Source organism: Monashia sp. HAY1-5C, from assembly GCF_056755255.1.
In genome coordinates this window covers 1-229 of sequence record NZ_JBPGXG010000892.1, presented here as the reverse complement: position 1 = coordinate 229, position 229 = coordinate 1, and the positions used below count along the sequence as shown (strand labels likewise).

Genomic DNA, 229 nt, shown 5'->3' with positions numbered 1-229 from the left:
GGCGAAGGTGGGACTGGCGATTGGGACTAAGTCGTAACAAGGTAGCCGTACCGGAAGGTGCGGCTGGATCACCTCCTTTCTAAGGAGCAGCTTCGCTGCCGGGCCCGTTCGGGGTCTGGTGGCGCAGTGGCCCGCCGCCAGCGAACGCCTGGTGGGGGTGCTCATGGGTGGAACATCGATTATTTGGCATCTGGTCGAGCCGGTGGCTCGCTAGTACAACACGGTGACG

1 rRNA gene is annotated in these 229 nt (G+C 62.9%); it reads left to right on the top strand.

Annotation, left to right across the window (positions count from 1 at the left end):
• Nucleotides 1–79: ribosomal RNA gene (locus ACR9ZK_RS23870) — 16S ribosomal RNA — on the top strand; the annotation flags it as partial.
• Nucleotides 80–229 lie beyond the last annotated feature (150 nt).